A 20,907-nucleotide genomic window follows, 5' to 3' on the forward strand; every position below is an offset into this window, starting at 1 on the left:
ACGCAGAGTTGAACCTGAATAAACCAGTTTTTTGTTCGAAAACTACAACATTTAGGAAAAATCTTAGCGCTTTTAGAAAAACCTATATGGAAGTCCTATAAACAGGCGTTTTTTCCTGAACCCATGCATAAAATTTTTCTCAAAAAGGCAAAATGATGATAATAAGCTGCCAAATCCAAATATATTAAATTATTTTTAAAAAAATTAGCTTATTAGAAGGAATTACCGCTTTTTTGAGGAATGTAAAATAGGTAGAAAAATTAAAGGGAGGATTATGTCGTGAACAAATCGGAACTTGTAAAATCTCTGGCGGAGAAGGCTGAAATTACTCAAAAGGATGCTGCCAAAGCATTGGATGCCGTGGTAGAGACTATTCAGCAGGCCTTGGCAAATGGCGAAAAAGTGCAGATCATTGGTTTTGGTAGTTTTGAAGTGCGTGACCGTAAAGAGAGAACCGTTATTAGTCCGGCCACCCGCGAAGAAATTACCGTTCCAGCAACGAGAGTTCCAGCATTTAAACCCGGCAAATCCCTTAAGGAAGCTGTGGGAATCAAAAAAGAAGCTACTTCCAAAAAGGGTACCAAAAAGCCAGCCGCCAAAAAGAAATAACAGATATTTTTAATGGCATAAAATAAAGAGGTATACGTATGTGTACCTCTTTTTTATAGGCCGATAAAAAAATATCCTCAGCATAAGGCGTTATAATACTTTTAGCCCATGTTTGCGTAGGGTGAATACCAGATCTTCCTTGCGGGGAATCGAATCCAGGTTAACTTTTAAAAGGGGCAACCCGGCCGCCTGAAGCGCTTTTATTGTAAAATTATTCGAAAGCTGGTTTTTTATATGGGCATCCGGTTCTTCCATATTAATGGCCAGCACAGGCTTAAAATTGTTGGAATCAAGAACCGCCATATCCAGGGTGCGATCTTTCAGACGCTGCGTATACTCTTGATAGTTGGGGCTTGCGGTAACCGTTATCAGCTCCGACATCTGGATATGAGGACAGATTATATAACCCTGGTCTGTAAGAATGTCGGCCAGCAACTGATAAAATACCTGCTCTTTAGCACTCAATACCCGCGCTCTACATTGGTAAGGCAGTTTGCTGGTATCCACCCAGGCATCACTGATGTCGATAACATCACCTGATTTGCCGGGGTTTTTTTTAGGTTTAATCTGCTCTTTGATAGCGTCTATCACCAGTTTAGATATAATGAAAACAATAACCAAGGCTATAAACTGTACCATATTTACCTCCTTGTTATATTATAGAATAGGTGCCTAGATTAGGCTTGCCCACTTTTTCTTTAATAAGTATCTCCAGTAAACAGGGATAAAAGGATTGTCAGGAAAACAAAGACCTTTAATTTACCTGTCCTTTTATTATAGAATTGATTATAGTATATTCAATTCTAATATAAAAACAGAGTCAACAAGTAAACAATCTTTGTATATCCATCTGATCTGCGTAATATGAAGCAATTAAAACCGCGTGAGTCGGCGTAAATCACCCTACGGGCACTACTGATATGAACTTCGTTCATGGTTAAGGTTGCCGCATTATCCGCATCTATTAAAAAACAGGAGGAATAATGGTGAGATACCAAAGCACCAGAGGAAAATACTCGCACATAACGGCAGCAGAAGCTATCAAGATGGGAATAGCCCCGGACGGCGGCTTGTTTGTCCCGGATGTGATCCCCGGCTTAAGCCCAGACGACCTTAAAAAGATGGAAAACCTGACTTATCAGGAAAGGGCCTGTCTGATACTGGGTTTATATCTGGAGGATTTTTCTGCCGAGGAAATAAAATCTTGTGTATCATCAGCTTATAACGAAACCAGCTTTGACGATGAACGGATTGTTCCCCTGGTTAAAATAGCAGATGACCTTTTTATCCAGGAACTCTGGCACGGGCCAACCTGTGCTTTCAAAGATATGGCTTTGCAGATTCTTCCGCATCTGCTGACCTGCAGCGCTCAAAAAACCGGCGAAAACAAAACCATCCTTATTTTGGTGGCAACTTCCGGTGACACCGGTAAAGCGGCCCTGGAAGGTTTCAAGGATGTGCCGGGAACCCAAATAGTCGTTTTTTACCCGGCTGATGGGGTGAGTGAAGTACAGAAGCAGCAGATGATTACCCAGGAAGGCAAAAATATATTTGTTGCAGCCGTAGAAGGTAATTTTGATGATGCCCAGACCGGGGTCAAGAATATTTTTGCCAACGAGCAGTTTATTCAGATTTTAAACCAACAGGGCATAAAAATGTCATCAGCCAATTCCATCAATTGGGGTCGCCTCTTACCGCAGATTGTCTATTACGTTTCCAGCTATGTGGATTTACGCTCTGAAGAGAGGATAAGAGAAGGGCAAGCCATAAATATTGTCGTACCGACAGGCAATTTTGGCAATATACTGGCTGCCTATTATGCTTCCCGCATGGGGGTACCCATTAATAAACTGATTTGCGCATCTAATACCAACAATGTACTCACTGAATTTATTCGCACCGGCAGCTATGACCGAAAACGAAAATTTGAACGGACTATATCGCCTTCGATGGATATCCTTATATCTTCCAATCTGGAAAGATTGCTATATGAACTGACTGACCATGATGCCGCAGCAGTATCCCGCTGGATGGAAGAACTAAGCCTAAGCGGCAGCTATCAGGTAAATGATGCGGTTGCAGAACAGCTAACCGATCTGTTCTGGGCCGATTTCGCCAACGATCAGCAAACGATGGCTGCCATTAAAGAGGTATGGCAGCAACACAATTATTTACTGGATACGCACACCGCTGTGGCTTGGTGTGTATATAAAAATTACCGTCAGGAAACCGACGATAGTACTCCCACCCTTATTGCATCAACGGCCAGTCCCTATAAATTTGCTGGCAGTGTAGCCGAATCATTGCTGGATGCGCAAACCCTGGCAGACAAAACTGAATTCGAGATCCTGAGTCATCTCGCCCGGTATACCGGCCAGCCCATTCCGGCAGCTATCCAGGGCCTGGAGAAAAAACCCATCCTGCACAAAACAATCACGACCCAAGCGGAGATGGGAAATACCGTTCTAACCCTTTTGGGTAATAGACGCGGATAACGTGTAAATCTTAATTATGAACGAAGTTCATATCAGTAGTACCCGTAGGCTGATTAATAAGGTTACATCGTAAAACAGACTTGGAATAACCCAGAAAAGACAACGACCCTAATAGTGCTCCGGCACTCAAAAATAAGTACCGGCGCGCTACTAGGGTCTTACTAACCCCTTACGATGCACTCATTACCAAAACTAGGGACAACCAGCCAAATCCAAGTAAACCCTTATTATCCACGTCCATTACTTATAAATAGATCCATCAGTTGATGGCCTTCTTCAATGAAGTGACCGTTTGAGGCAGTTTCTTCGTTAAAGTATTTTAGCTTTGAGGGATACAGATGATTTTTGTCAAAGATTAAAAAGGGAACCGGTTCTGCGGTATGGGTTTTAAGTTGCAGTGGGGTGGGGTGATCGGGCAGGAGAAGAATCCTTAGATCATCAAAACCATCTATTTCAGCTCGTAACAGTCCCAAAACTTCCTGGTCAATCTGTTCGATGGCCCAGATCTTGGCCTTTAGATCGCCTTGGTGACCCGCCTCATCGGGAGATTCAATATGCAGGTAGACAAAATCCTGACCAGCTTTCAATTCATCCAGGGCAGCCCGAATTTTGCCAGCAAAATTGGTCACAATTCCCCCGGTAGCTCCCTCCACCTTAACCGGGCGGAGACCGGCACAAATCCCTAGACCCTTAACCAGATCCACGGCTGAAACAACCGAGCCTTTAAGCCGGTATTTCATCTCAAAACTGTCCAGTTGAGGTTTAGTGCCTTCTCCCCAAAACCACAGAGAACTGGCCGGATTCAAACCCCGCTCTACACGGGACTGGTTGACGGGATGCTCCGACATAATTTCTTCGCTGGCTGTCATTAAATTAAGGAGAACTTCTCCATCCGGCCCCTGGGGAAGATGTATCCCGATGGGACGATCAGATATATCGTGTGGGGGAGTTAACTCAATTGATTTATCGGCTCCGCTTTTCCAGATCATAAGGTGGCGATAGCTTATGCCGGGATAAAAGGCAAATGTCTGGTTACCCAATTTGCGATTGATGCTGTCAATCAATGAGGCGGATTCAGCTGAACTGATTTCTCCGGCACTGTAATCAACCATGGTTTTATCCGCATAATTTCTTTCCGAGGATAACGTAACCAGATTACAGCGCAGAGCCAAATCCTGACTGTTAAGCTCAATACCCATACTGGCTGCTTCCAGAGGTGAACGCCCGGTATAAAACTGACGCGGATCATAACCCATAACGGCCAGATTGGCAACATCACTGCCGGGGGGATAACCGGCAGGAATCGTTCGGACTGCTCCTATGAAAGAATTAGGTGCCAGAATATCCATATTGGGAGTACGGGCATACTGCAGGGGCGTTTGTCCCCCCAATTCCTCAATCTTATAATCAGCCATGCCATCGGCCAGGATCAGCAGGTATTTCATTATAATTCAACTCCTGTTTGGTGGTATAAACGTCTTTTACAGTATAGCATCATAAGACCGGCTATCCTATCTGCAAATCACACCAGGCAGTCAATTTGGAAAGATAGAATAGATGGCTATTGACCTTAACCTCAGCAATGGTTATTCTGGTAATAGCTTGGTTATTATAATTATAAAGTCGGAGGTGTCAAAATTGGCGAAAAAAATGGGCATTTATAAATGTGAAATCTGTGGCAACATTGTCGAAGTACTTCATGAGGGTAAAGGTGAACTGGTTTGTTGTGGACAGCCCATGAATCTATATAAGGAAAACACCGTAGAAGCATCCCATGAAAAACATATACCGGTTATCGAAAAGGTAGATGGAGGTATAATGGTCAAAGTAGGCAGCGATGTCCATCCCATGATCGAGAAACACTATATTGAGTGGATCGAAGTGCTGGTGGGGAACAAGGTCTGTCGTGCTGACTTGAAACCAGATGAAGCACCCGAAGCCTTTTTCCCGATTGAGGATGAAAATATCGTAGTGCGGGCCTACTGCAATCTCCACGGTCTGTGGAAAGGTTAGGCAACCCAATAAGTACCGTGGTTAGGGTAAAACAGATAGAATAGTTAAAAAGCATATCCAGAAAGCCATCTGGATATGCTTTTTTTAAAATCAGTTCATCCCGGATTTGCGCTTGGCACACTAAAAAAAGGAGCATAAATTGCCCGAGTTATAATATTTGGGAGACGTGATTTGCGCTCATCAGCCGGAAATATAATATTATAGACGTTTTTGCACAGAATTTATGGGGTTGAAAATTAGGATTACGATTTATTATGTGTTGACTAGGATGTTTGCGGATGCTATAATTAAATTCGTTGCGGAGCCGTGGTGTAGCGGTTAACATGCCGGCCTGTCACGCCGGAGATCGTGGGTTCAAATCCCATCGGCTTCGCCATATTTTATTAATTAGTCAGAAAACCCTTGGTTCTTAAACAAATCCCGCCAAATAGCCTGTATAAGGGCAATGAAACCATGTCAGAGGCTTGACACAAGGATAAACGGGTTATATAATAATCCTTGCGGTGCGGAAAGTTGGTTAGTTCAGGGACAAACCAATATTTCGCCTCGGTAGCTCAGGTGGTAGAGCAGCGGACTGAAAATCCGCGTGTCGGTGGTTCGAGTCCGCCCCGAGGCACCATGATTAAGCGGAAGTGGCTCAGTGGTAGAGCATCGCCTTGCCAAGGCGAGGGTCGCGAGTTCGAATCTCGTCTTCCGCTCCATTTTAAAAGCAGGCGTTACCAAGGTAACGCTTTTGTTCTGCCAACGATAAAATACCTAATATAAGCTAGGCTAACGTAAAATATAGGCAGGTAGACCCTAGTATTATAGAATAGATAATCTAATAGCCGCTATATTGCAAAGCGATTGTAAAGTTGATATAATTAACTTTGCGCGGTAAGATCTGAAACAATAGTTGGGGCGGGTGGCGAAGAGGCTAACGCTGTGGTCTGCAAAATCACCATTCACCGGTTCGAATCCGGTCCCGCCCTCCATACGAAACCAAGGTGCTTTTTAAAAATTTCTGCCAGGGATATTAAAAAGCATTTTTTAATCATTATCTTAAGTTGCCAACAATAAAAACCCTGCATTTTTTATAATATGAAGGATTATATTGTGTTGCAAAGCCCAGCATAATTTGCTAAACTAAACACTGCGCACAGCCCCCTTAGAAACACCCCTCGTGCCCGGGTGGCGGAATAGGCAGACGCACGGGACTTAAAATCCCGCGAGGCTCAAACCTCGTGCCGGTTCGACCCCGGCCTCGGGCACCATATTTAAACATTCGCTGAGATGATATCTCAGCTTTTTCATTTCGTTTCGCTTTCAAAATTCATCTATTTTATTTATCACTATGTTTTTGCTCTAATGTCAATAAGCACTTTTAAGCCGCCTCTCCCAGCCTACTAATACTATCGGTGCCAAAGCAAAAGAAAAACCCCCTCCACATTTATGAAGGGGGTCTTGAGGGGGGAAATAGAACTTGAAGGAAACTAAAACCTACTAAATTTCTTTACGCATCTTTTTGATATCAATATCATATTTTGATTCGATCAAGTTAAGACGCTTGGCTTCGTATACTAATTTTTCCCTGAAATCTGGATGGGCTATACTTACAACATTTTTAACCCTTTCACGCATTCCTTTGCCTTTAAGATATACGCAACCATATTCTGTAGCCAGATATTGGACGTCCCAACGACTGATTGCAATCCAGCCATTTGCTACCGGTGAAATCCTGGAATTCATTTGACCGCTTTTATCTTCAAAGGTTGAATACATAGCCAAAAATGCTTTGCCACCTTTAGATTTCCAGGCACCCTGGACAAAATCGGCTTGTCCGCCAATGCCGGAATAGGGGACTATTCCAATAGATTCCGATATACATTGCCCAGCTAAGTCACATTCGGTTATGGCATTAATAGCGATAAAATTATCGTGGCGGGCAATAATATCCGGATTTGCGCAGAAATCAATACCGTGAACTTCAACACCTGGATTCTGATCGGCAAATTCATATAACTCTTTACTGCCGATTACTATTGTGCCTACAGATTTATCAGGCATAAAGGTTTTTTTACGATTGGTAAGAGCCCCGGCTTTATATAAATCCAGGTATGCATCAACAATCATTTCTGAATGACAGCCAAGATCCTTTTTATTAACGAGCTGTTTGCCTACTGCATCTGGAAGTGAACCTATGCCTAGCTGTACACACGCCCCATCGGGAACATGTTCCGCAATATAACTAGCTATGGCGATATCTTTTTCATTCGGTTCTACTCGCGGCAGGGCGATCAAATCCCAGTTAGCTTCTACAATAGCTGTTACCTCAGTGATATGGAAATGGTTATGACCATATACCGTAGGTGCGTTTTCATTCACTTCTAAAAACACTTTGGTGGGCAATCCTTTTTCCCAACGACGGCGGGTAATTGAATAACTATGCGAACAGTTCAAGGCCGCACTAAACCAGCCGTGTTTATCCATAGGTGAGGCAGTCATAGTAACGACATTGTAATCGCGATCTTCCACCATAGTGCGGGGGATATCCATAAAACGGAAAGGGGTTGGGTCAACTATACCTTTTTGCGCCAAAGGTCTTGACAGAGGACTAATATAACCATCACGACAGTACACTTTTGAAATAATTTCCGGTTTGGCCAAATCAGGGGCATTAAGATTTAAACCAACCGTTAGTTCACAATCCGATAACTCATCATTTGCGATCCTCTTAGCTATAGATTGCCATAAAACACGGGGGGTTCCGTTTGCAGTGGGGAGTGAAATTCGATCCCCATTTTCTATAAGTTTGGCAGCTTCATCAGCGGTCATGCATTTCTCTTTGTATAGTTCGTGCCATTTATCTGACATATTCCCGCCTCCTTGTATGCACATTATTCATATATTTTTTCTTCTTCATCGAAAGCATTAAGGGCATCTAATTCGCTATTTCTCTTGGTATTATTGGCAAGTTCTTTTTTGCGCTCTTCATACCATTCATGTTGGACAATAACATTCATTATTTCATTGCTGCCTACCCAAATCATAGATAAACGCATATCTCTTAATATTTTTTCAATAGGATAAACATCCGTGTAGCCTATACCACCCATTACTTGCATACTAAGATTGGCCACATCCCAGCATTGCTCGGTAACGAACTTCTTGCCTTCCGAAACTAAACGGCGGCATAAATTGGGATCTGCTCCAGAATCTACAGCTTTGGCGGTAATATACATCATGCTGCGACATGTATCCAGTTTAGTAACAGCATCGGCGATTTTAAAGTTAACCCCTTGGAATTTATTGATGGTTCTGCCAAAAGCTTTACGCTTGGTCGAATAATCAGTAGCAATTTCCAAAGCCGGGCGTACAGCTCCAATCGTCATAGCCGCAGTTCCAAACCGTTCCGGAACCATCATTTGATAGAAGATTGGTGTCGCACCATCAACTTTACCGATTACATTTTCTTTAGGAACCCGAACATTGTCAAACACTACTCTGGCAGTTCCTCCTCCGCGGCAACCCATCAAGCCATAAAGGTAATCGGTTTTTACTCCCATTTCTCTTTCTACCATAAAGCAAGTTATACCTTTGTGAGGAGGTACTTCAGTATTAGTTCTGGCATAGACCAAAAAATAATCGGCACCTTCACCGCCAACTATAAAACGCTTTTGTCCATTTAAGATATAGTCATCTCCATCTTTTGTGGCAATGGTTGTCGTACCGAAGAAGTCTGAGCCTCCACGTGGTTCGGTAAGACATTCCGCTGCAAACTTTTCTCCTTTACAAATGGGAATTAAAAACTTTTTCTTTTGTTCTTCTGTTCCAAAATGCACTATGGCTTCAGTAACAACATCACCTGTTACTCCGTATGTGCAGCCAAACATATAGCCGTTTACGCAAAGCTCTTCCAAAGCAATAATATCTTCTTCCCAGCCTAAGCCCCGGCCGCCATATTCTTTAGGGACTCTGAGGCCGATTAAATTTTGCTTGCCACATTCCTTCAGATATTCTTTGGGATATTTTATTTTATCGGCGTCCATATCGAGGATATACTCACGGGAAACAGATTTAGCAAACTCTCTAGTTTCATCACGCAGGGCAATTTGTTCAGGTGTCATGGTAAATTCAAACATTGATGTGACCTCCTTTAAAAATATTAACAATTATAACTTCACCTTTTTTTAGTTATTTATGCAAATAAACCGACCCCCTTAAAATTACTTATGTAATAATAATATCACAAATATAATACTAGAGGTAGTACTTTTTCAGCAATATTTAACTTAGCGTATTAAACGAGTGTAATAAACGTAATATATTACTCCTAAAACTAACAATATGTTTTATATTACAAATATGATAAAATAAACGTAAGAACCATATGGAAGGAAGTCATATGAACTTAAGAAAATTAGGGGAAAAAATACAAACCGCCCGGGAAGAAAAAAGAATGACTCAAGGGCAATTGGCCGATGCGATTGGATGTTCACAATCTGCGTTGTCGAATTACGAAAAGGGCAAAAGACGCATTTATTTATCCCAACTTGAGAAGTTATCCGAAGTTTTAGAAAAACCTTTGGAATATTTTGTGGAAGGGTTTGGCGAGAATACCCTGGAAGCATATCCTATTTCAAATACTTCGCAGGATAGTGATCTAATCAGATTAATTAATGTTATTTATAATTTAAATCCGAATGAACGCGAAATGGTGGAAGATTTTATATATTTCCTGCAATGGAAAAAGCAAAAAGGGGGATTTTAATGAACTTTGCTCTAACTGATGAACAAAGATTGTTAATTGAACAAGTTCGGGAACTGTGTATTAATGAACTACAACCCTATTTTGCAAGTAGGCAAAAAAGTGAATTAGAGTTCGATTTATGGCCTCTTAGACTTTTGGGTGAACTTAACATTGTTTGTCCGACTATACCAAAAGAATACGGAGGATTAGGACTTGATATCATAACGACTGCTTTGGTTATTGAGGAAATTGCCGCCTGTTGGCCCGGTTTGGCAGCGGTTATTGATACTAACTTACATGCGGTTCAGCCTTTGCTATTAGCTGGAAGCCCTGAACAAAAAGAAAAATACTTACCTTTGCTAACGGGTCCAGATGCGGGGTTGGCATCATTCGCATTTACCGAAACTACCGGAGGATCAGATATTGATGCCATGCAAACTTGCGCCCGAAAAACCAAAGGCGGATTTATTATTGACGGTGGTAAGGATTATGTACTAAATGCCCCGCAAGCGAATTTCCTAACCTTGTTTGCGATGACTAACCAACAGAATAAGAAATCCTCCTTAAGATGTTTTATTATTCCGCGAGACACTTTTGGAGTTAAAATTGACAAGTATTATGATATGACTACCTTAGATTATGCCCAATTAGCTAAACTCGTTTTTAATGAAGCCTTTTTAGACAATGATGCGATTATTAAAGAAAATGAGCTATTTAGTGGTTATTTGCTATTATCCCAGACTTTCGATATTGGCAGGGTTTTAGTAGGTGCGACATCGGTTGGCATTGCCAGGGCGGCTTACGAAATTGCTAAAAATTATGCTAATGAACGGTTTCAATTCGGTCGCCCTCTAAAAAGGCATCAAGCCGTTGCCCATGATTTAGTTGATATGGCAACTAAAATACAGATGGCGAGACTGATGACCTGGCAAGCTTGTTGGTTAATCGACCAAGGGGATGATTATACGGTAGCTTCAGCTATGGCCAAATTTTCGGCTAGTCAAATAGCCCAAGAAGTAACTTTGAAAGCTTCAGACATATTAGCATCGCGGGCTTATGAAAGGGGTTCATTTATAGAACAACTTTCTCGGGATGCCAGGGTATTGTCAACTATTGAAGGCGCCAATAATATTCAAAAAAATATTATTGCCTCACTTATATTGTAGGGGGGTATTTAAATGTATAAGATAAACAAAGAACTATGTTCCTCCTGTGGTTTATGTGCAGACGTATGTCCAAAAGGTGCTATAAGCGCAGTCGGCGTTTATGTTATTAATCAAGAATTATGTTCAGCATGTGGCATCTGTCAGGAAGATTGTCCATCCAATGCCATTCAGTTTATTAAGACCGCTTAAAATAAAATGATACGGTTTTAAAAAATATGAAAAAAAACCGGCAGTAGATTTACTACTGCCGGTTTTTTTAGTTCTAGTAATCGAACACTTCTACAGGGGCATCTATAGCTGTGCGGTCAGCAATCTTGATAAGATCGGCGGTGTACCAGACATAGGGTACAATGCTTCTTAGATAATAACGGGCTGACAAGGTTTTACCCAAGTAGAAATTATAATCAAAGTGGTCTTCGCCCAGTTCCTGCATCCGTTTAGCAGCGATTACTGCTTGATCCAGGAGCAAATATCCGCAATATAGCTGTGCAGTAGCCGTTAAAATTCGCCGGGCATACAAACCCATTAGACCGGCCTGCCCAGTTTTCATGAAGCCTAACACGGTCATCTGAATCTCTCTGTAGGCATTTAGGGCTTTTTCCAGATGGTTAAGCTCCAACTCCCAGCCTGGCCAGTTATCTTTATGGGCAGCTATGAAATCTTCTACTTCTTTAAGAGTTGAAGCAAAATGCGCCCCTTTGCCCTGAGTCCACTTGCGTCCAATCAGATCTAATGATTGGATATAGTTGGTGCCTTCCCATATGGACCAGATCTTCACATCGCGGGCGGCATTAGCTGCCGGATATTCTTCACAGTAGCCGTATCCGCCATAGGATTGCAAGGATTCGGCAATCAAGCCCCAGCCTTCATCACTCGGATAGGCTTTGCAGAGCGGGGTTAGCATGTCCAGTTTGTTTCGCGCCCATTTTCTTCTGTCAGGATCAGGATCATATGCCTTGACATCGGAATAGTAGTAGCATTTGGCTAGCAGAGCCCGGCAGGCCTCGGTGGTAGCTTTGTTTACCATATACATGCGTTTAACGTCTTCATGCTGATTGATGGTAACTCTTCCAACTTTGGGATTGGTTAAAGGACGACCCTGAACCCTTTCTTTGCCATAATCCTTGGCATTCCAATAAGCATTGGCAGTTACAGCCGTAGAAAGACGTCCAGTATCCAGACGGGCTTCATTCATCATATTAAACATTTGCATCATGCCCTGGCCGACACCATTTTCATCGGGAGGATTGCCAACAATCCAACCCCGGCAGCCTTTATTTTCCCCGACGACCAGTTGCGCGGTAGATGAGCCTTTAAGACCCATTTTATGTTCTACTCCTATACACTGGACATCGTTAGGTGAATAACTGCCATCTTCATTAACCCAGTATTTGGGCACAACGAAAAGCGACAGACCTTTAGTTCCTGGGGCTGCACCCTCAACTCTGGCTAAATACATATGAATAATATTCTCCACATCATCCCGGTCGCCACAGGTAATAAATATTTTTTGTCCGACTATATTAAAAATACGGGGATCATCGGTGGGAAATGCCCGGGACTGCATATCACCGGCATCGCTGCCGGAACTTGGCTCGGTTATGCTCATTGTTCCGCCCCAGGTACCATCCAGCAATTTAGGCAGAAACTTATCTTGTAATTCCTGGGAACCAAAGTCTTGGATTATGTCGACCACACCTTGGCCGGTAGTCAGATATGGCATAAAAGCAGGATTGGCGGCTGACATTATTTCTACCAACATATTTATCACCGTTAGCGGCAATGCGCCTTCTGTCTGATGTCCATAGTTGCTGGTACCCCATCCCTGGTCCTGGAGAAAACGATATACTTTGTGGAAGGATGGGGGGATATAGGCTTGCCCATCCTTAAATTGTACTCCGAAAGTTTCGCCATCTTCAGCCGTGGGAGCAATAACTTCTTCGGCTATTTTCCTGACCTGATCGATAACTACGTCCAGATCCTCTATACCCCAATAATCCTTGTACCTGTCATAAGCTAATACTTCTTCAGTGGGCAGCCATTCTTTTAATATAAACTTCGTATCCCGTGTATTGTATGCGTATTTGTATGACATTGAACAACACTCCTTATACTTTAAATATAATCGCTATTAAACATATTTTTTACGGCTTACTAAAGATGTTGTTTCATTATTTGATAGCTTTTGAGAAAATTACTGTCCTGGATCGGGAAAACCCGACCCAGGACGGCTGTTGATTTTTTCATCAATAATTATCATCTTTATTGCTTTTTGCCCAAATATTCAATGTCTGAGCTTCTTTAATCAAATCATCCCTGAAATCTGGGTGAGCAATAGAGATCAGATCCTCAGCCCGCTGCCAGGTAGATTTCCCCTTCAATTGGACGATGCCATATTCAGTCACTATATATTGAACGATGGAGCGCGGTACAGTGACTACTGAACCCGGAGTCAAGGTGGGGCGAATCCGTGAAGTTACGTTGCCTTTTTTATCTGTATGGGTTGAATTCAGGCATATCAGACCTTTGCCGCCATGGGATGCGAAGGCTGCAAAGATATAGTCAAGCTGTCCGCCGGTACCGGAAATGTGACGTGTACCAGCTGTTTCAGAACAAACCTGGCTGAAAAGATCCACTTCCAGGGCGCTGTTGATCGCAATTACTTTATCGTTTAGGGCAACGATACGAGGATCATTACAGTAGTTAACGGGATAAGAAGCACAAACCGGATTGTTGTGCAAGAAATTATAGAGTTTATCTGTACCCATGGCAAAGGTATAGACCATCTTGCCAACATCTATGCTTTTCTTCTTTCCGGTAATACGTCCGGCATTATACATGTCTACACATGAATCAACCAGCATCTCCGTGTGTATACCCAGATCCTTCAAATCACTACTGGCGATATTGGCACCTATAACATTAGGTAATCCACCGATACCTAATTGCAGGCAGCTTCCGTCTTCAATTTCTTTCATTACGAAATCCGCTATCTTGTAATCGTTTTCAGTGGGTATTACTTCCGGCAGTTGCAGCATCGGTTTGTTATTTCCTTCGACAATATAATCCACCCTGGAAATATGAACCGATTCTGAGTTTCCGCCTAAACAGGTGGGCGCGTTAGCTTTAACTTCTACAATTACTGTTTTAGCCTTGTCAATATGGGCGGCGGTACCGGAATTGCTTGGGCCCAGGTTAAAATACCCATTCTCATCCATACTGCAGACTGATATCATGACTACATCTACATCCAGGTATTTTCTTACTATCCTGGGTCCTTGATGATATGTTACGGGAATATAGTAGCACATTCCTTTATCGATTAATTTACGTGATACAACCCCGCAATGCCAGTCTTCCATGATTACATGTTCCTTTTTAGGATCAGCCAACACGATTTTTGGAGGCTGGGTAAAGCTAATACTGCGTACCCGTATATCTTTTAAATCCATAATTCTAGCTGCCAAAGCTTCATCCAATGCCTCAGGGAACATAGTAAATTCCCCGTAAAAGATGTTATCGCCGGATTTTACAACTTCTACAGCTTTTTCAGCACTAACCAGTTTTTCAGCATATTCCTTTTGTATCGTATTCATTTAACATATCTCCTGTCATAAAAAGATGGAATGATTTTTACGTATACCTTATTGGAAAAAATCTCACTTAGTTAAATTAGCCTGCTGTTAGCTTCTGCAATTATTTGCTATAATATGTGTGATTAATTTCACATATATTTATTGTTATTTACGAAAATCTTAAATTATATCAAATACTAAAGTCACTTACTAAAGTCACTTTTCACCCCCATCCTAAAATACTAGTTTTTAAATACCAGAAGCCAAAAGCCGCTTATTTAAGAACAAACAAAATGTAAATTAATGAAGATATATCTAGAACTAACCAATGCTTACCGACTGTTCAGTAACCAGCAAATTGCTCGCTACTTTTATGTAATAATAATATTATCATCAAAAAAAATATAAAGCAAATTTTGTTGATAAATGTAGAATACAGTCAATTATTAGAATATTCCTCATCTTTTTAAAACCTGCCCAGGAAATGATCTTTCGCAAAAGCTTAAGGGTTATAGAAAAGGTTTTGCAAGAAATATTATCATTAGTGGCATAATTTAAAAGGGTAACAATCTCTTGTTTGTTATAGTTTTCATTAATCCAATTTTTCCAAATATTCACTGTTCGTAGCAAACAATTATTAATGATATCATATTAATAAATTATTAAAGGGAGGAATATCATGATTGAAAAACAAGTATGGAAAATGAACGGTTTTTTAGCTCTCTTCTTAGCATTGTTCATGTTGGTTGGTTCTATTTATGCTTTCTTTGTATTCCAAATTACGTTGGGCCTGGTTCTGGCGGTTATATTTGCCGTTTTTGTCAGCAGTGTTGTAGTAGTTCAGCCTAATGAAGCCCGGGCGATAACCTTTTTCGGCAAGTATATAGGTACAGTTAGAGACAGCGGTTTTTGGATGACGGTTCCTTTTACTGCTAAACCCATAGTTTCGCTACGAGTCAGCAATTTTAACAGTAAAATGCTGAAAGTTAACGATACTCAGGGCAATCCTATTGAGATCGCGGCGGTGATCGTGTATAGGGTTGTAGATACGGCCAAGGCTTTGTTTGAAGTCAATGATTATGAACAGTTTGTGGAAATTCAAAGCGAGACGGCACTGCGCCACGTGGCTACCAAATATCCTTATGATGATTTTAACGAAGATGGCTATTCTTTAAGGGGCAATGCCGATCAGGTGGCCAATGAATTGGCCGAAGAGATTCAGGAGCGGCTCAAGGCGGCCGGAGTAAAAGTCATTGAAGCCCGCTTAACCCATCTGGCTTATGCAACCGAAATCGCCAGTGCCATGCTACAGCGGCAACAAGCTGCGGCCATTATCGCCGCCCGCCAAAAAATTGTCGAAGGGGCGGTCGGAATGGTTCAGATGGCACTGGAAAAACTGGAAAATGAAAACATCGTTGCCCTGGATGATGAACGTAAAGCGGTTATGATCAACAACCTCATGGTTGCCATTGTATCTGAACATGCGGCTGCGCCAGTAATTAATGCCGGTAGCCTGTACTAGGCAGCGGGAGGGTAAGATTTTCTAATTATTTATAACATCAGACCGCCTCTGCAGGACAATAAACCTTAGCTTTAAAGGTTTTTATTCTTGGCCTGGGGAGGCTTTTTCTTTTTGGATATCATTGCGCTGGCTTTTAGAAATCCAGGCTATTATTTTATCCCTTTGCCCTTCCCGGATGCCTATATATTCAAGGGAAACCTGTTTCATTCCGTCTTTTTCCATGACCCGGACAACCTTGCCGTTCAGGTATATAGAATTATCCTCACCCAGTGACAGGATGAACCTTATTTCACTGCCCAAAGCGACCGATTCTGCGGTGGAAAAACACAGGCCGCCGCCGCTTATATCAATCAACTGGTCTTGTTTGTATTTGCTCTCTCTTATTTTGGGAGCCAGTTCACTTGGAATCCACATAAATTCTCCCCGGGTTTTTATGCGGTACCAATTGCGTTTCTGGGGGCTAAGCGATCTTTGCAGACGCATTTTTTCCTGGCGCAACATATGCGACTTGCGCTGGGTTTCTTCTTCTTTTACGGAATAATAATAAATCGCACAGATCACGGCTATACAAAGTATAATTGCAATAATAATAGTAGTAATACTGCCTCTGCCTGATACCGGGGTATTGAAGGAATCTTTCAGATCAAACAGGACATCGTTTCGATTTGCGGCCTGAAGAGGAGCAGCCAGAAATAACGGCTGTACCGATACCAGGCCAAATATTAAAAGCTTAAGCCTGTGGGCTATCTTTTTCATACCCGCATCCCCCTCCGTAGCGAACTTACTATATATTTTATTGTACTATAGTGTTAAAATTTTAGAGTTATTTTCCAGTACAATTTAGAAAAAAATAGTCTAATCATCCCAAATTAATTATTTAATACCCTTATTCAATACCCTCTTGCATATCATAATATATTAAACTATCCGACCCGGCTTTTACCTGGTTGATTTCAGGGTTATACTAAATAAAATTATAAAAGGAGTTTTACTTGATATGAATCAAGCAGGAAATAACCAAACTGAGACCAAGACTGAAACGGCTTGTTTTGCTGGGGGATGCTTCTGGTGCATGGTGCCGCCGTTTGCAGATAGGCAGGGCGTTTTGCAGGTTGTTTCCGGATATACCGGAGGATATAAGGAAAATCCCACCTACCAGGAAGTCTGTCAAGGAGATACCGGCCATTATGAAGCTGTACAAATCAACTTTGATCCGCAGTTAATATCATACCAGCAGTTATTAGACATATTCTGGCAGCAGATTGACCCCGGCGATGCCGGTGGACAGTTTGCAGATCGAGGCAGCCCGTATAAAACGGCGATTTTTTATTATAATGAAAGTCAACGCCAGGCGGCCGAAAAATCCAAAAAGAGCCTGGAAGCTAATAATCACTTTTTTAATCCTGTTGCAACGTTAATTCTGCCTGCATCAACCTTTTATCCGGCTGAGGATTACCATCAGGATTATTATTTAAAGAATCCTTCCCATTACGAAAACTACCGAATTCGATCCGGCCGGGAAGCCTATATTCAGAATCAAAAATACCGGGTTCGGCTGGCTCAGCTAAATGAACTACAATTTAATGTAACGCAGAACAACGCCACCGAACCTGCCTTTCAAAATGAATTTTGGGACAACCAGAAACCTGGTATTTACGTAGATATAGTATCGGGTGAACCGTTGTTCAGTTCTGTGGACAAATATGATTCCGGCAGCGGTTGGCCAAGTTTTACCCGGCCTCTGGAAAAAGGCGCCCTAGTTGAGCGGCCGGATACCGGCCATGGTATGCGCAGAATTGAAGTCAGGAGCAAGCAAGCCGATTCGCATCTGGGTCACGTTTTTAACGATGGTCCGCTTCCCTTGGGCTTGCGCTATTGTATTAATTCAGCCGCACTGCGCTTTATACCGCTTGAAGATATGGAAAAAGAAGGCTATAAGGAATATCTGCCGGTTTTTAACGAGCTATAGGCATAAAATAAAGGAAATAATAATAATTTGAAGAATTGTATCTAATCAAATTGTGGGGAGAAAGGGGAAAGTGAAATCATGAGAAAAAGGGTTTGGATATACCCGCTGCTTTTAGTGTTGCTTTTGTCGATAGGGGGATGCTCCTCGGCAAAAAACCAGCAACAACCAGAGCCGTCTGCGGCCAAGAAAGAAACTGTTACGGTCGATGTGGGAGCCTTAAGAGGCGCAACGGCTATGGGGATGATTAAGATGATTGCAGAAAAACCATCGCTGGGCCAAGGGGTGGAGGCTCGCTATGCGATCGAACAATCCCCCGATGTGTTAAGTTCTAAACTGCTTTCCGGAGAAATGGAGTTGGCCTCCATTCCAACCAATATGGCTGCTAATCTGTATAACAAGGGTGTTCCATACCAACTGGCCGCCATGAATACCTGGGGAGTTATGTATGTGGTGAGCAATGGTGCGGCCGTAGATAAATGGGCTGACTTAAAGGGGCAATCGATCAGAGCGGTTTCCAGAGGAGCCTCTTCGGATGTAGTATTCAGATACCTTTTAAGCCAAAATGGGATTGATCCAGACAAGGATGTAAACCTTAGCTATAGTCCTGCTCCGGTGGAACTGGCCCAGTTGGTTATGGCTGGCAAAACTTCTCTGGCCTGCCTTCCTGAACCTTGGGTTTCAGTTGTTTTAAGCAAGAATCCGCAGGCCAAGGTGGTACTGGATCTGCAGCAGGAATGGATCAGGATTCTTGGCAATGATATGCCTTTCGCCCAGACCTGTCTGGTGGTAAACCGGGATTTTGCGGCCCGCCATCCTGAAGTCGTGCAAACTTTTCTGAAAGAGTATTCCCACTCGATTAACTGGGTAAATAAAAATCCCGCGGCAGCCGCAGATTTAATAAAGGAAAATGACATCGGTATTCCGGCTGAAGTAGCTCAAAGCGCTATTCCCCGCTGCAACCTGCGTTATATGAGCAGTCGCCAGGCCCGTCCGGCTGTGGAAAAATACCTGCAGGTACTTATGGAATTTTCCCCTGAAACCATAGGAGGGAAAATGCCGGATGGAAACTTCTTCTATTAAAACTATTCTTGTTACGGCTGCCTCTATTCTGGTGATGGTTATTACCTGGCATCTGCTGGCATTGATGCTGGGACATGAATATATATTGCCAACGCCGGCGGAAACGGCCCGGCAAATGATTATTTTAGTAAGTTCAGCCGGTTTCTGGCCTGTGGTTTTGGCCACCATAGGCCGGGGACTGCTGGGATTTATCATTTCTTTGGGTCTGGGGGTAATATTGGGTCTGGTGGCAGGGTTCAGCAAGGCAGCTTACTGGCTGTTGCAGCCTTGGGTTACCGTAGTCAGGAGTACCCCGGTAATGTCAGTTATCATCCTGGCTATCATATGGTTTGAGTCCAATTTGGTTCCGGTAGTCGTTACCCTGTTGATACTGTTTCCTATTATTTATGGCAATGTGGTAGCCGGGATCATGAATATTAATAAAGAACTTTTGGAAATGGCGCGTATGTACAAGGTGAAAACCTGGCGTATAGTGACCGAATTATACCTGCCCTCTATCCTGCCGTTTTTGTTGGCAGGCGCTTCTACGGCTATGGGGATTGCCTGGAAGGTGATCATTGCTGCCGAGATACTAAGTCAGCCCCAGCTAGGTATAGGAACGAATCTGATGATTGCTAAGATTGATTTTGCTACGGCTCAGGTATTTGCTTGGACGGTAGTGGCTATCGTAATCAGCTTTGTTTTTGAGTATCTTATCAGACTAATTGAAACCAGATTAAATACTTGGAGTTAATCGTATGAGCTTCACTATAGATCATGTTAATAAAAGTTTTGCCGGATTAGAGGTCATAAAAGACCTTTTTATGCAAGTGGAAGAAAATCAGATAATATGTATACTTGGGCCTTCGGGAGCCGGCAAAACCACCCTCTTAAACATAATTTCGGGGGTTATTCCAGCCGATCGGGGTAAAATATCCGGTTTTGCCGACAAAAACATTAGCTATTTATTTCAGGAGCACCGGCTTCTGCCTTGGAAGACGGTGGAAGATAATATTGATTTTGTTCTTAAAGACAAAATCAGCTTAAAGGAGCGTAAACGAATCATTGCCCACTATTTAGATATGGTGGATCTTACCGCCTTTAGTGCTTATTATCCAAGCCAACTCAGTGGCGGTATGAAACAACGGGTAGCCCTGGCACGTGCATTTGCATATCCGTCTGAGATCCTGCTGATGGATGAGCCATTTAAAGGATTAGATTATCATTTAAAAAGAACCCTGCGGGAGGCTTTTATTAAACTTTGGCAGGCAGATAAACGCAGCGTATTTTTTGTAACCCATGATATCGAGGAAGCCCTGTTGATGGGGCAGGAGATATATGTGTTAACAGATCGACCCGCCACGGTAAAAGGGAAAGTGCCCAATCCCATTCCTTATTATGAAAGAACCAGAAATAATTCTGCCCTGCAGCGAATTGAAAATGAAATTCATCAGCTCTTATCCAGCAGGGTATAACCTGATCGGCAAGAATAAATTTTTAATAGAGTCACGCGGCTATTTTCCAAGGTGGTGCACCCTTCGGACACTACATATGTTACCTTGCGAAAAATATTAAGGTCGGATCCTGCGGCCCTGCTTTATGTCTTCAAAAATTCCCCCCGCCCCTATGCCTGTCCTGCACATTAAATCTACTGTCTAGAAAAAAACGACAAAAATTGAGAAAATATCTACAAAAAATGTCGAATCACTTGTAATAATTAACATGAGTGTATAAACTTTAGATAAAGCTATTAATATAAGAAATATTTAG

19 protein-coding genes and 5 tRNA genes are annotated in these 20,907 nt (G+C 42.3%); 17 read left to right on the forward strand and 7 right to left on the reverse strand.

All coding sequences use genetic code 11. From position 1 onward, the window contains the following. The first annotated feature begins 279 nt into the window (after positions 1–279). A complete protein-coding gene (locus AAV90_RS06715; protein WP_046496909.1) occupies positions 280–609 on the forward strand; it encodes an HU family DNA-binding protein in 330 nt (109 codons plus the stop codon). A 90-nt stretch (positions 610–699) separates the two neighbouring features. Here the strand turns inward: AAV90_RS06715 and AAV90_RS06720 are convergent, their stop codons facing one another. Continuing rightward, positions 700–1,248, reverse strand: a complete 549-nt coding sequence (locus AAV90_RS06720) for a DUF2726 domain-containing protein (protein ID WP_046496912.1) — start codon at positions 1,246–1,248, stop codon at positions 700–702. A 344-nt stretch (positions 1,249–1,592) separates the two neighbouring features. On the opposite strand from AAV90_RS06720, the gene thrC reads away from it, so the two are divergent. Continuing rightward, positions 1,593–3,104, forward strand: a complete 1,512-nt coding sequence (gene thrC / locus AAV90_RS06725; RefSeq protein ID WP_341363014.1) for a threonine synthase — start codon at positions 1,593–1,595, stop codon at positions 3,102–3,104. A gap of 227 nt (positions 3,105–3,331) precedes the next feature. Here the strand turns inward: thrC and AAV90_RS06730 are convergent, their stop codons facing one another. Beyond that, entirely contained in the window at positions 3,332–4,549 is a 1,218-nt protein-coding gene (locus AAV90_RS06730) for a cofactor-independent phosphoglycerate mutase (RefSeq protein ID WP_046496916.1), read from the reverse strand. A 193-nt stretch (positions 4,550–4,742) separates the two neighbouring features. Between AAV90_RS06730 and AAV90_RS06735 the strand changes: the two genes are divergently transcribed. The 6 genes from AAV90_RS06735 (at position 4,743) to AAV90_RS06760 (ending at position 6,370) form a co-directional block, all read left to right on the forward strand. Further along, on the forward strand, positions 4,743–5,117 hold the full coding sequence (locus AAV90_RS06735) for a desulfoferrodoxin (RefSeq protein ID WP_046497202.1): 375 nt from the start codon (positions 4,743–4,745) through the stop codon (positions 5,115–5,117). Between the two features lie 300 nt (positions 5,118–5,417). Then, positions 5,418–5,493, forward strand: a tRNA-Asp gene (locus tag AAV90_RS06740). Positions 5,494–5,660: 167 nt separating this feature from the next. Next, positions 5,661–5,736: transfer RNA gene (locus tag AAV90_RS06745), tRNA-Phe, on the forward strand. Between the two features lie 7 nt (positions 5,737–5,743). Further along, positions 5,744–5,818: transfer RNA gene (locus tag AAV90_RS06750), tRNA-Gly, on the forward strand. Positions 5,819–6,015: 197 nt separating this feature from the next. Beyond that, positions 6,016–6,091 (forward strand) — tRNA-Cys (locus tag AAV90_RS06755). 190 nt (positions 6,092–6,281) lie between these two features. Then, positions 6,282–6,370: transfer RNA gene (locus AAV90_RS06760), tRNA-Leu, on the forward strand. A 229-nt stretch (positions 6,371–6,599) separates the two neighbouring features. Here AAV90_RS06760 and AAV90_RS06765 read toward each other — a convergent pair. Beyond that, positions 6,600–7,970 (reverse strand): acetyl-CoA hydrolase/transferase family protein, encoded by a 1,371-nt coding sequence (locus tag AAV90_RS06765; RefSeq protein ID WP_046496920.1) that lies wholly within the window; start codon positions 7,968–7,970, stop codon positions 6,600–6,602. A gap of 23 nt (positions 7,971–7,993) precedes the next feature. Further along, positions 7,994–9,238 carry an acyl-CoA dehydrogenase family protein gene (locus tag AAV90_RS06770; RefSeq protein ID WP_046496922.1) on the reverse strand — a complete coding sequence of 415 codons (1,245 nt, stop codon included), beginning with the start codon at positions 9,236–9,238 and terminating at the stop codon, positions 7,994–7,996. Between the two features lie 263 nt (positions 9,239–9,501). Between AAV90_RS06770 and AAV90_RS14065 the strand changes: the two genes are divergently transcribed. The 3 genes from AAV90_RS14065 to AAV90_RS14440 are packed head-to-tail and all read left to right on the forward strand — an operon-like array spanning position 9,502 to position 11,201. Then, positions 9,502–9,867 carry a helix-turn-helix domain-containing protein gene (locus tag AAV90_RS14065; protein WP_052729648.1) on the forward strand — a complete coding sequence of 122 codons (366 nt, stop codon included), beginning with the start codon at positions 9,502–9,504 and terminating at the stop codon, positions 9,865–9,867. Continuing rightward, positions 9,840–11,012, forward strand: coding sequence for an acyl-CoA dehydrogenase family protein (locus tag AAV90_RS06780; protein ID WP_084691500.1), 1,173 nt, complete (start codon positions 9,840–9,842; stop codon positions 11,010–11,012). Before AAV90_RS14065 ends, AAV90_RS06780 begins: the two co-directional genes overlap by 28 nt. Positions 11,013–11,024: 12 nt before the next feature. Continuing rightward, positions 11,025–11,201: a 4Fe-4S binding protein gene (locus AAV90_RS14440; protein ID WP_076982619.1), complete on the forward strand. Its 177-nt coding sequence runs from the start codon at positions 11,025–11,027 to the stop codon at positions 11,199–11,201. 73 nt (positions 11,202–11,274) lie between these two features. On the opposite strand, the gene AAV90_RS06785 is transcribed toward AAV90_RS14440, so the two are convergent. Then, entirely contained in the window at positions 11,275–13,107 is a 1,833-nt protein-coding gene (locus AAV90_RS06785) for an acyl-CoA dehydrogenase family protein (RefSeq protein WP_046496928.1), read from the reverse strand. On the opposite strand from AAV90_RS06785, the gene AAV90_RS15260 reads away from it, so the two are divergent. Then, positions 13,101–13,250: a hypothetical protein gene (locus tag AAV90_RS15260; RefSeq protein WP_207642050.1), complete on the forward strand. Its 150-nt coding sequence runs from the start codon at positions 13,101–13,103 to the stop codon at positions 13,248–13,250. The two genes, AAV90_RS06785 and AAV90_RS15260, sit on opposite strands and share 7 nt — an antisense overlap. Positions 13,251–13,258: 8 nt before the next feature. Here the strand turns inward: AAV90_RS15260 and AAV90_RS06790 are convergent, their stop codons facing one another. Next, positions 13,259–14,608 (reverse strand): acetyl-CoA hydrolase/transferase family protein, encoded by a 1,350-nt coding sequence (locus tag AAV90_RS06790; protein WP_046496930.1) that lies wholly within the window; start codon positions 14,606–14,608, stop codon positions 13,259–13,261. A gap of 658 nt (positions 14,609–15,266) precedes the next feature. On the opposite strand from AAV90_RS06790, the gene AAV90_RS06795 reads away from it, so the two are divergent. Beyond that, positions 15,267–16,109 (forward strand): SPFH domain-containing protein, encoded by an 843-nt coding sequence (locus tag AAV90_RS06795; RefSeq protein ID WP_046496932.1) that lies wholly within the window; start codon positions 15,267–15,269, stop codon positions 16,107–16,109. An 81-nt stretch (positions 16,110–16,190) separates the two neighbouring features. Here the strand turns inward: AAV90_RS06795 and AAV90_RS06800 are convergent, their stop codons facing one another. Then, positions 16,191–16,865 (reverse strand): flagellar brake protein, encoded by a 675-nt coding sequence (locus AAV90_RS06800; protein WP_046496935.1) that lies wholly within the window; start codon positions 16,863–16,865, stop codon positions 16,191–16,193. A 241-nt stretch (positions 16,866–17,106) separates the two neighbouring features. Between AAV90_RS06800 and msrA the strand changes: the two genes are divergently transcribed. The 4 genes from msrA (at position 17,107) to AAV90_RS06820 (ending at position 20,612) form a co-directional block, all read left to right on the forward strand. Then, positions 17,107–18,078 (forward strand): peptide-methionine (S)-S-oxide reductase MsrA, encoded by a 972-nt coding sequence (msrA, locus tag AAV90_RS06805; RefSeq protein ID WP_046496937.1) that lies wholly within the window; start codon positions 17,107–17,109, stop codon positions 18,076–18,078. 78 nt (positions 18,079–18,156) lie between these two features. Next, entirely contained in the window at positions 18,157–19,158 is a 1,002-nt protein-coding gene (locus tag AAV90_RS06810) for an ABC transporter substrate-binding protein (RefSeq protein ID WP_046496940.1), read from the forward strand. Next, on the forward strand, positions 19,139–19,891 hold the full coding sequence (locus AAV90_RS06815) for an ABC transporter permease (protein ID WP_046496942.1): 753 nt from the start codon (positions 19,139–19,141) through the stop codon (positions 19,889–19,891). Before AAV90_RS06810 ends, AAV90_RS06815 begins: the two co-directional genes overlap by 20 nt. A gap of 4 nt (positions 19,892–19,895) precedes the next feature. Beyond that, the gene (locus tag AAV90_RS06820; protein WP_046496946.1) at positions 19,896–20,612 is read left to right on the forward strand and encodes an ABC transporter ATP-binding protein; all 717 of its coding nucleotides are present in this window, start codon (positions 19,896–19,898) and stop codon (positions 20,610–20,612) included. Positions 20,613–20,907: the final 295 nt, after the last annotated feature.

Origin of the sequence: Syntrophomonas zehnderi OL-4 (assembly GCF_000983115.1) — a bacterium.
In the GTDB taxonomy this organism is placed as follows: domain Bacteria; phylum Bacillota; class Syntrophomonadia; order Syntrophomonadales; family Syntrophomonadaceae; genus Syntrophomonas_B; species Syntrophomonas_B zehnderi.